Genomic DNA, 9,137 nt, shown 5'->3' with positions numbered 1-9,137 from the left:
CAGCACGCTCTGCCGGCGGCGCTGCCCGCGGCCGGGCCGGAGGCCGCGGTGGCGGCGCCCCCGTCCGCCGAGGTCGTTCCGGCCGGGGCCGGCACGGAGGGGCAGCAGCAGTCGACCGGGCGTCGGCGGCGGGCCCTCGCGGCGGCGCAGGAGCGGGCGGCCGCGCAGGAGGCGGAGCCGCGCACGGTGTTCGCGCTGCCGCCGGCCGAGGCGGACCGTACGGCGACGCAGGAGACGGCTCAGGCGCCGGGCCCCGTGGCTGCGCAGCCCCAGGGTCCGGTTGCGGGTCCGGGTCCGGCGGCCGTCCAGGTGCCGGGGCAAGCCGTCCCGCAGGCTGGTCCGGTGCCGCCGCCGGTTGTTCCTGTGCCGGGGCAGGCCGGGTCCCAGGTCGGTCCGGTGCCGCCGCAGGGCGCTTCCGCGCCGGGGCAGACCGGGGCGCGGGTCGGTCCGGTGCCGGGGCAGACTGCTCTTGTGCCGGGGCAGGCCGTCCCGCCGGCCGGCCCGGTGCCGCCGCAGGTGGCAGGACAGCCCGTCCCGCACGCGGGTCCGGCCTCGGCGCACATCCCCGGGCAGCACGTCCCGTCGGCCAGTCCGGTACCGCCGCACGCGCCAGGGCAGCCCGTCCCGCAAGCCGATCCGGTACCCCCGCAGATTCCCGGGCAGCACGTCCCGTCGGCCGGTCCGGTACCGCCGCACGCGCCAGGACAGGCCGTCCCGCAAGCCGATCCGGTACCGCCGCAGATTCCTGGGCAACACGTCCCCCAGGCCGGCCCAGTACCGCCGCACGCCCCCGGGCAGCCCATCCCGCAAGCCGATCCGGTACCGCCGCAGATTCCCGGGCAGCACGTCCCGTCGGCCGGTCCGGTACCGCCGCACGCGCCAGGACAGGCCGAACCCGCCCCGGCGACGCACGCCCCCGGGCAGCAGCCCGGTCCGGCTTCCGTGCACGCCCCCGAGCAGCCCGGCCTCACTCCGGCACACACCCCCGGACAGCCCGGCCTCACTCCGGCACACACCCCCGGACAGCCCGGCCTCACTCCGGCACACACCCCCGGACAGCCCGGCCCCGCCCCGGCGCCCGTGCCGGGTCAGGGCGCTCCCGGTGCCCTGACCGCCGACGACCATGGCCGGCACGACGCCGTGGCGCACGACCACCCGGACGACCACACCCCGCCGCAGCCGCATCCGGCGAGCGCCCCGACAGGACGGCGTCGCCGGACGGCCGCCCCGCAGGCCGAGGCGGGCGGGACGCCCGCGCGGGGGATCCCGGCCCAGGTGACGCCCGTACCGGCGTCCCAGCCCGCGCCGGTCCCCGTCGCACCGGGTGAGCGGGCGGACGCCCCGCAGCAGGCCGCCGCTGCCGCGCAGCCCGGCGTACCCGCGCAGGGTGCCCTCCCGCCGGTCCCGGGCGCGCCCGTCCCGCCGCAGCCGGCCCGGGCGGCCGTCCCCGCGCAGGCCCCGGCCCCTGGCCGGCCCCTCCCCGCCGAGGCGGCACCGGCACACGGCGCCATCCCGCCGCCGCAGCCGTGGCCCGTAGGCGCCGGTGCGGACGACACGCCCGGCGCGGGCACCCCCGTACCGCACCCCGGCGCCGGCACGGTGCCGCCGGCCGCGGCCGGGACTCCCCTGCCGCCGGCGGCCGAGCAGGCGGGCCGCGTGCCGCAGCCGCCGGCCCCCGGCGCGCCGCTGCCCCCCGAGGCGGTGGCCGGCGCGACCCAGGCGCGGATGGCGCAGCCGCTGCCCGACGAGGCCGCCGGTGCCGCCGCGCCGGTGGATCCGGACTCCACGCAGGGCCGGTCCATCAGCGTGCGCACCCTCGGTCAGGGCGTGCCGTTCACGCGGCAGGCGGCGCAGGCGCAGCAGCCACCGGCCGGGGCGACGCCGCCGCACCAGTCGACGGGAGGCCGCCGCCGCAAGCTGGGTACGCCGCCGGAGCCGACCGCCGCGCGTCCGCACCCGCAGGGTGAGCAGCCCGCCGCCGAGCAGCCGAAGCAGCACGCGCCGACCGGGCAGTCGCGGCTCGCCGGGCCGGCCAGCGAGGGTGCCGGACGGTCGTACGCCATAGGCGCACCGGACGAGAACGCGGCCGAGGGCCCCGAGCCGCTGGACGGTCCCGGTGGGGCCGTCGAGGTCGCGGACCCGCCCCGGCCGCAGCCGTTGGACGACGAGCTGCCGCCGGAGCCGCTGGACAACCCGCGCCGGCTGCTGGTGTGGCCCGCGCCGGACGTGTCGACGCAGCAGGCGCTCAGCGACCGCGGCTACCGGCCGGTGATCGTGCACTCGCGCGAGGAGGTGGACGCGCAGATCGCCGCGTTCCCGGCGGCGCTGTTCGTGGACCCGCTGACCGGGCCGATCACCCGGACCGCGCTGCAGTCGCTGCGGCAGGCGGCCGTGGCGGCGGAGGTGCCGGTCATGGTGACGGCCGGACTCGGGCAGGCGACGCGCGAGGCGGCGTACGGCGCAGATCCCGCCGTCCTGCTGAAGGCGCTCGCGCCCCGGGACAGTGAGCAGCACCCGCCGCGGGTGCTGCTCATCGAGGAGCACGCGGAGATCGCGCTGGCGTTGACCGCGACGCTGGAGCGGCGCGGGATGCAGGTGGCGCGGGCGGCGAGCGACACCGACGCGGTGACGCTGGCGGGGCAGTTCCGGCCGAACCTGGTGGTGATGGACCTGATGCAGGTGCATCGGCGCCGGGCCGGGATCGTCGACTGGCTGCGCGCGAACGGGCAGCTCAACCGCACCCCGCTCGTCGTCTACACCGCCGCCGTCGACCAGGCGGACCTGCCGCGGCTGGCCTCCGGCGAGACGGTGCTGTTCCTCGCGGAGCGGTCCACGAGTACGGAGGTGCAGAGCCGGATCGTGGATCTGCTGGCGCGGATCGGGACCAACTGAGCGGGACCCCATCGCCGAGCGGGACCCGCTGAGGCGTCAGCGTGCCGTCGGTCGCCGCGCCGCCTCCTTCACCGACGCCCGCAGCCGCTCCCGGTCGGTGTCCGCCGGGCCGACCGGGATGCGTTTCGTCCGCGGGACGACGATCGCCCAGTTGGCCGGCGCGGTCGGCAGGACGAGCAGGTCGGAGGCGGGGATGGCGTCGGTGACGACGCCCCGCTCCTGGCCGTCCCGGACCTCGGCGACCTTGCGGGCGCAGTGTTCCCGGCGCTCGGTCTCGTCGGGCAGGTCGCCGGTGCCGTACTCCAGGCCCTCCTTTCCTCACCCTCATAGCCATCCGCAGCGCCGTCACCGTCGGCAACATCTGCCTCGCCGCCCCGCTGCTCCCCCTCATCGCCCGCGACTTCGGCTCGGCCCCCTCGGCGGTGGCGTGGATCGCCTCGGTCGCGCGGGTTCGGCTACGCGGTCGGCCTGCTGCTGTTCGCCCCGCTCGGGGACACCGTCGACCGGCGCCGCCTGGTCACCGGCCTCGCCCTGCTGACCACGGTCGCGCCGGTCGCCTCGCACGTGGCCGACCAGACGCCGGCCCTGAGGGGGAGACGCCCTGCCCGGCGCGGCCCGCCCCGGTCGCGCCTGGTTCCGCTGCACCGGGTCCGTGACGGTCAGAGCCGGGTGACGTCCAGCTCCCCCTCGGCATACTGCCTGCGCAGCACCTTCTCCAAGGACTTTCATGAACCACGCAGGTGTCGCTACACTCCGCAGGGTCAACAAGCATGATCACGGGAGGGGGCGCACGGTGGCTGTACGCCTGGGGGGCTACGCACGTATCAGCCTTGATAAGGACGGCCAGGAACTGGGCGTAGACCGGCAGCGCAGCGACTATCGGCAGGTGGCCGGAGTGCGCCCCGGCTGGATTGCGGCGCGCGATTACATCGACAATGACATAAGCGCGTTTAAGCGCAACGTTGTGCGGCCTGAGTTTGAAAAGCTGCTGGTGGACCTCCAAACGGGAGTCCTGGACGGCGTTATCGCTTACGACCTTGACCGGTTGGCTAGGCAACCGCGCGACCTTGAGCGACTTATTGACGTCTTCGAGGATCGCCCGGAACTCGTGTTTTGCACGGTCACTAATGACATCGACCTGTCTACGTCGGACGGCCGCACGATGGCGCGAGTCATGGTGGCTTTCGCTAACAAGGCTTCCGCCGACACTGGGCGGCGCGTTGCCCGTAAGCATCGTGAACTTGCGGACGCCGGAAAGAACGCAGGAGGTTTCCCGCCGTTCGGGTGGAAGGATGACCGGGTAACGGTGGACCCTGCGCAGGCAGAGTTGATTACCCAGGCGCATGACGCGCTGCTGGCTGGCACCCGGCTTTCCACCATTACTGCCGAATGGCAAAAGCTGGGGATTCGCACTTCGCGGAATACCGGTAAGCCGATCACGCGCGTTGCCCTAAAGGGCATCCTCACTAACCCGCGTCTCGCAGGCTTCCGGACCGTAAAGGGACAGAAACATATCGGCGAAGACGGTAAGCCGGTCATGGGCGTGTGGGAGCCGATCTGCACCCCCGACAAACTTGATGCCGTTGTGGCCGTCCTGGCAGACGTTAACTCCCGGTACAAAACAAACAACTTGAGCAACAATCACAAGTATCTGCTTAGCGGGATTCTGCGTTGCGCAGAGTGCGGTACGCGCATGATTGCCAACATGCGCTCCTCCTGGAAGGAAGGCAGCAAGGGAAGCCGCTTTACGTACCGTTGCCCTGCGGCTAAGGATGGGGGATGCGGAAAGGTCTCTCGCGCCGGTGAGCCGCTGGATGAGCACATCATTGCCTTGATTCACGATGCGGAGACCAGGCTTAAGGCTCCCACGCCTGGCCCCGTCGAATGGCCGGGGGCTGTTCGCCTAATCGAGGTTGAAGAGAGCATTAGCGACCTCATTAGCGCCATGAACAGCGGAACGCTCAAGGCGCGCACGGTTATCGCCATGTTGGAGCCGCTGGAGAAAGAGCGGGATGAGCTGGAGTATGAGCGCAACCGGCACGCGGTAGAGCAGATTAAGACTTCGGCCGCGACTGTCGAACTGTCGGAAGAATTTGAAAGACTGCCGATTGAACGGCAGCGGGCCGTCATTGCGAAGCACATAAAGGCCATCGTGGTTAACCCTGCCGGACGGGGAGCCCGCAAGTTCAATCCCGACCTGTTGGAAGTCGTGTGGGCCGCCTATTGATCAGCTCATGGGGTTCTCGTCCAGGACGTAACGGACGGTGGGGCCTCCGAAGTAGCCGCGGACGATGTGTGGCTGACGTTGCCGTCTGCGGAAGAACCGGCGGGTCTCGGTGGCGAGTTCGGCCTGGTTCCGGGCTCGGTGCTGCCGGGGCAGGCTGTGCTTGAGGTCGGCGTTGACCAGCTCGTCCGGGTTCAGTTCGGGCGAGTACGGCGGCAGGAAATGCAGTTCAACATCGTCGGAGTGGGCGGCGAGCCAGTCACGGACCATCTTGGACCGGTGGGCGGAGTGCCCGTCGGCCACGAGGTGGACCTTGCGGTCGAAGTGGCCGGCGAGCCGGTCCAGGAAGCGGCACATCACCTCGGCGGTGAAGCTCTCGGTGAAGACCATGAAGTGCATCCGGCCCTTGGTACTGATCGCCGACATCGCGTTCACCGAGAACCGGTTCCCGCTCCGCCGCACCACAGGCGTCCTGCCCTTCTCACCCCAGGTACGGCCGGTGACCTGATCGGAACGGATACCGACCTGGTCGGCGAACAGAACCTCGCCACCCTCGGCCTTCGCCTTCGCGCGGATCGCCGGCCAGGTCTCCTCATGCCAGCGCCGCACTGCCTCCGGGTCCTGCTCGACAGCCCGCTTGTCCGGCCGCTGGAAGGACAGACCCCACCGCTTCAGGTATTTCCCCACCCCGGGCTCGGTCAGCCGCACCTGATACAGCTTCACAATCAGCTCGCCCACCAGCCGACGCGTCCACAGCTGCCCACTCAGCCCCACATCACAGGGCCGGTGATCGAGGACCGCCTGACGGACCGCTGCCTGCTCGGCCTCCCCGAGCACCTGATGCACTCCCACCGGCTTGCCCCGTGGCCGCATGACCAGCGCTTCCCGGCCACCGGCCTGCCACTTCGCCCACCACCCGTCGATGGCCTTCAGCGACACCCCGAAGAGCGCCGCCACGTCCTCACGGTCCCGCCCCGCCCCCAACGCGGCCACCGCCCGCAGCCGCAGGGCTTCCTGCGCCGACGGCGACAGATGCCGCGCGTCCCTTACCAGATCTCTCACACACCACCAACGACCTAGAAAAAACCGTTTCGGATCAATAGAGGGTCGGCAAGGCCCCCGGCCGGTGCCTCTGGGGTCTCCTCGGTGCACATGCCAGGGGCCCCGGCGAACCGGGGCCCCTGGTGGCCCTGGAGGGCCCTAGCTGAGGGTGTGTCAGTCGGCAGCGGGGCTCTCCGCACCCCTCCTGACCTGCGGCGCTAGCGTCGTGACCTCCAGTGCTCCGGACTTATGTAGTCCGCGCAACTTCTTCTTGTCGAACTTGCCCACGCTCGTCTTCGGCACCGCCGCGATCACCGTCCAGCGCTCCGGGAGCTGCCACTTGGCGATGTTGCCCTCCTCGGCCAGGAAGGCGCGCAGCGTCTCGAAGTCGGCGCTGGCGCCTTCCTTCAGCACCACCGTGGCCAGCGGCCGCTCGCCCCACCTGTCGTCGGGGACGGCGACCACGGCGGCCTCGGCGACGTCCGGGTGGGACATCAGGGCGTTCTCCAGGTCGACCGAGGAGATCCACTCGCCGCCGGACTTGATGACGTCCTTGGCGCGGTCGGTGAGCGTGAGGTAGCCGTCGGGGCTGATGGTGCCCACGTCGCCGGTCTTCAGCCAGCCGTCCTCGCTGAACTTGTCGGCGGGGCGCAGGGGCTGAACGTCGGGACCGTTGTAGTAGGCGCCCGCGATCCAGGGGCCGCGCACCTCCAGCTCGCCGGCCGACGCGCCGTCCCAGGGAAGGCGTTCGCCGCCGGGACCGGTGAGGCGGGCCTCCACGCCGGCCGGGAAACGGCCCTGGGTGAGGCGGTAGCCGAACTCCTCCTCGGCGTCGGTCACGTGGGCCGGCGGGCGGGCGATCGTGCCGAGCGGGGAGGTCTCGGTCATGCCCCAGGCGTGACAGACCCGCATGCCCAGCTTGTCGAAGGCCTCCATGAGCGAGCGCGGGCAGGCCGAGCCGCCGATGGTGACCTGGGTGAGGGCGCCGACGTCCCGCGGGCGCACGGTCAGCTCGGCGAGCAGGCCCTGCCAGATGGTGGGGACCGCGGCGGCGTGCGTCGGCCGCTCCCGTTCGATCATCTCGGCGAGCGGGGCGGGCTGCAGGAAGCGGTCCGGCATCAGCAGGTTGACGCCGGTCATGAAGGTGGCGTGCGGCAGGCCCCAGGCGTTGACGTGGAACTGCGGGACCACCACGAGAGAGGTGTCCTGGTCGGTCAGGCCCATCGACTGGGCCATGTTGACCTGCATGGAGTGCAGATAGACCGAACGGTGGCTGTAGACCACGCCCTTGGGGTCGCCGGTCGTGCCGGAGGTGTAGCACATGGCGGCGGCCCGGCGCTCGTCCAGCTCCGGCCAGTCGTACGCGACGGGCTTGGCGGCGATCAGGTCCTCGTACTCGTGCACCCGGGCGGAGGCGTCGGCGAGGAGGGAGCGGTCACCCGGCCCGCAGACGACGACGTGCTCGACCGTCCTGAGGTGCGGCAGCAGGGGCGCCAGCAGCGGGAGCAGGGAGCCGTTGGCGATCACCACCCGGTCCGCGGCGTGGTTGACGATCCAGGCCAGCTGCTCGGCCGGCAGCCGGAGGTTGAGCGTGTGCAGGACCGCGCCCATGGAGGGGATCGCGAAGTACGCCTCGACGTGCTCGGCGTTGTTCCACATCAGGGTGCCGACCCGGTCGTCGGCCCGGATCCCGAGGTCGTCGCGCAGGGCGTGCGCCAGCTGGGCCGCGCGGGCGCCGATCTCGGCGTAGGAGCGACGGTGCGGGTCGCCCTCACCGGTCCAGGTGGTCACCTGCGACGACCCGTGGATCGTGGACCCGTGGGTCAGGATCCTTGAGATCAGCAGCGGTACGTCCTGCATGGTGCTCAGCACGGCGTCCTCCCGGGGCGGCAGCCTACGCGGCGGTAAGTGTGCGCTGATTCTGCGCACGTACCGCTCGGTATGTCACTAGCTCCCGGTGATCGATCACGAGATGTCGCCGGACACAACGGCGCACGATCGCACAACACCCGGCCCGCCACGGCCCGCCACGGCCGATCTCAGCGGACGAGCCCCAGGTCAGGGTCGTCGCGGAGCTTGCCGAGCGCCCGGGACACCGCCGACTTCACCGTGCCGACCGACACACCGAGCACCTCGGCGGTCTGCACCTCGCTGAGGTCCTCGTAGTACCTGAGGACGACCATCGCCCGCTGCCGGGCCGGAAGTCTCATGATCGCCTGCCACATGGCGTCCCGCAGCGCCTGCTGCTCGGCCGGGTCGTCACCGCCCGGCAGCGGCTCCGGCTCGGGCAGTTCCTCGCAGGTGAACTCGTCCACCCGGCGTCTGCGCCACTGCGAGGTGCGGGTGTTCAGCAGCGCGCGGCGGACGTAGCCGTCCAGCGCGCGGTGGTCCTCGATGCGCTCCCAGGCGACGTACGTCTTGGTGAGCGCGGTCTGCAGCAGGTCCTCCGCGTCGCTCGGGTTCGCGGTGAGCGACCGGGCGGTGCGCAGCAGCACGGGCTGGCGGGCCCGGACGTACGACGCGAAGGACGGGTACGTGCGGGTCCGCGTCCGGGGTGCGGCCGCGTTCGCGACGGTGGTGCAGACGGGTGTGGTCATGGCTCCACGCTAGATTCGCGACCCCCTCGCCCGTATCGCCCGCAGGTCCCGAAGGTGAGTCCGCCTCAGGGTGTAGAGGTGGGGCTGGCCGGACCTCCTGGAGGTGGACGAGGGGAGGAGGCGCCCTGCGGGTGTGTCCCCTAAGGGGCGCGCGGGAGGCTCGGCGCGGGGCGCATGCGCTGCGCGACCGCATGCGCCGGGGGCCGCTTGCGCCGGACGCCGCCGCCGGAGGCCGCACACATCGGGACCGTCTGCGGCGCGGGAACGCCTGCACGGCGAAGAGGGGGCGGGACGACCCGCGCCGCCGGAGTGCCTGCGCGGCGAGGAGGCCCGCGCCGCCGGAGCGCCTCTTTCGCAGGGAGTCCGGCACCACCGCAAGGAGA

5 protein-coding genes and 3 pseudogenes are annotated in these 9,137 nt (G+C 72.2%); 3 read left to right on the top strand and 5 right to left on the bottom strand.

Annotated elements, in window-relative coordinates:
- Positions 1-810: pseudogene (locus ACFF45_RS35610) on the bottom strand (hypothetical protein); the annotation flags it as partial.
- Between the two features lie 270 nt (positions 811-1,080).
- Between ACFF45_RS35610 and ACFF45_RS35605 the strand changes: the two are divergent.
- Entirely contained in the window at positions 1,081-2,892 is a 1,812-nt protein-coding gene (locus ACFF45_RS35605; protein ID WP_446697126.1) for a response regulator, read from the top strand.
- 36 nt (positions 2,893-2,928) lie between these two features.
- Here the strand turns inward: ACFF45_RS35605 and ACFF45_RS01060 are convergent.
- Positions 2,929-3,204, bottom strand: a pseudogene (locus tag ACFF45_RS01060) (TetR/AcrR family transcriptional regulator); the annotation flags it as partial.
- A 14-nt stretch (positions 3,205-3,218) separates the two neighbouring features.
- Here ACFF45_RS01060 and ACFF45_RS01055 point away from each other — a divergent pair.
- Both ACFF45_RS01055 and ACFF45_RS01050 read left to right on the top strand, forming a co-directional pair.
- A pseudogene (locus ACFF45_RS01055) lies at positions 3,219-3,480 on the top strand (MFS transporter); the annotation flags it as partial.
- Positions 3,481-3,685: 205 nt separating this feature from the next.
- Positions 3,686-5,119, top strand: a complete 1,434-nt coding sequence (locus ACFF45_RS01050; RefSeq protein ID WP_381340547.1) for a recombinase family protein — start codon at positions 3,686-3,688, stop codon at positions 5,117-5,119.
- On the opposite strand, the gene ACFF45_RS01045 is transcribed toward ACFF45_RS01050, so the two are convergent.
- The 3 genes from ACFF45_RS01045 to ACFF45_RS01035 all read right to left on the bottom strand — a co-directional run bounded on the left by ACFF45_RS01045 (position 5,120) and on the right by ACFF45_RS01035 (position 8,754).
- Positions 5,120-6,178, bottom strand: a complete 1,059-nt coding sequence (locus tag ACFF45_RS01045; RefSeq protein ID WP_381340544.1) for an IS630 family transposase — start codon at positions 6,176-6,178, stop codon at positions 5,120-5,122.
- Between the two features lie 153 nt (positions 6,179-6,331).
- Positions 6,332-8,029: a long-chain fatty acid--CoA ligase gene (locus tag ACFF45_RS01040; RefSeq protein ID WP_381340541.1), complete on the bottom strand. Its 1,698-nt coding sequence runs from the start codon at positions 8,027-8,029 to the stop codon at positions 6,332-6,334.
- A gap of 167 nt (positions 8,030-8,196) precedes the next feature.
- The gene (locus ACFF45_RS01035) at positions 8,197-8,754 is read right to left on the bottom strand and encodes a SigE family RNA polymerase sigma factor (RefSeq protein WP_381340539.1); all 558 of its coding nucleotides are present in this window, start codon (positions 8,752-8,754) and stop codon (positions 8,197-8,199) included.
- Positions 8,755-9,137 lie beyond the last annotated feature (383 nt).

The organism is Streptomyces cinereospinus, assembly GCF_042430725.1.
Taxonomy (GTDB): domain Bacteria; phylum Actinomycetota; class Actinomycetes; order Streptomycetales; family Streptomycetaceae; genus Streptomyces; species Streptomyces cinereospinus.
The sequence above is the reverse complement of the archived record's forward strand: the minus strand, read 5'-3'. Positions and strand labels throughout refer to the sequence as shown.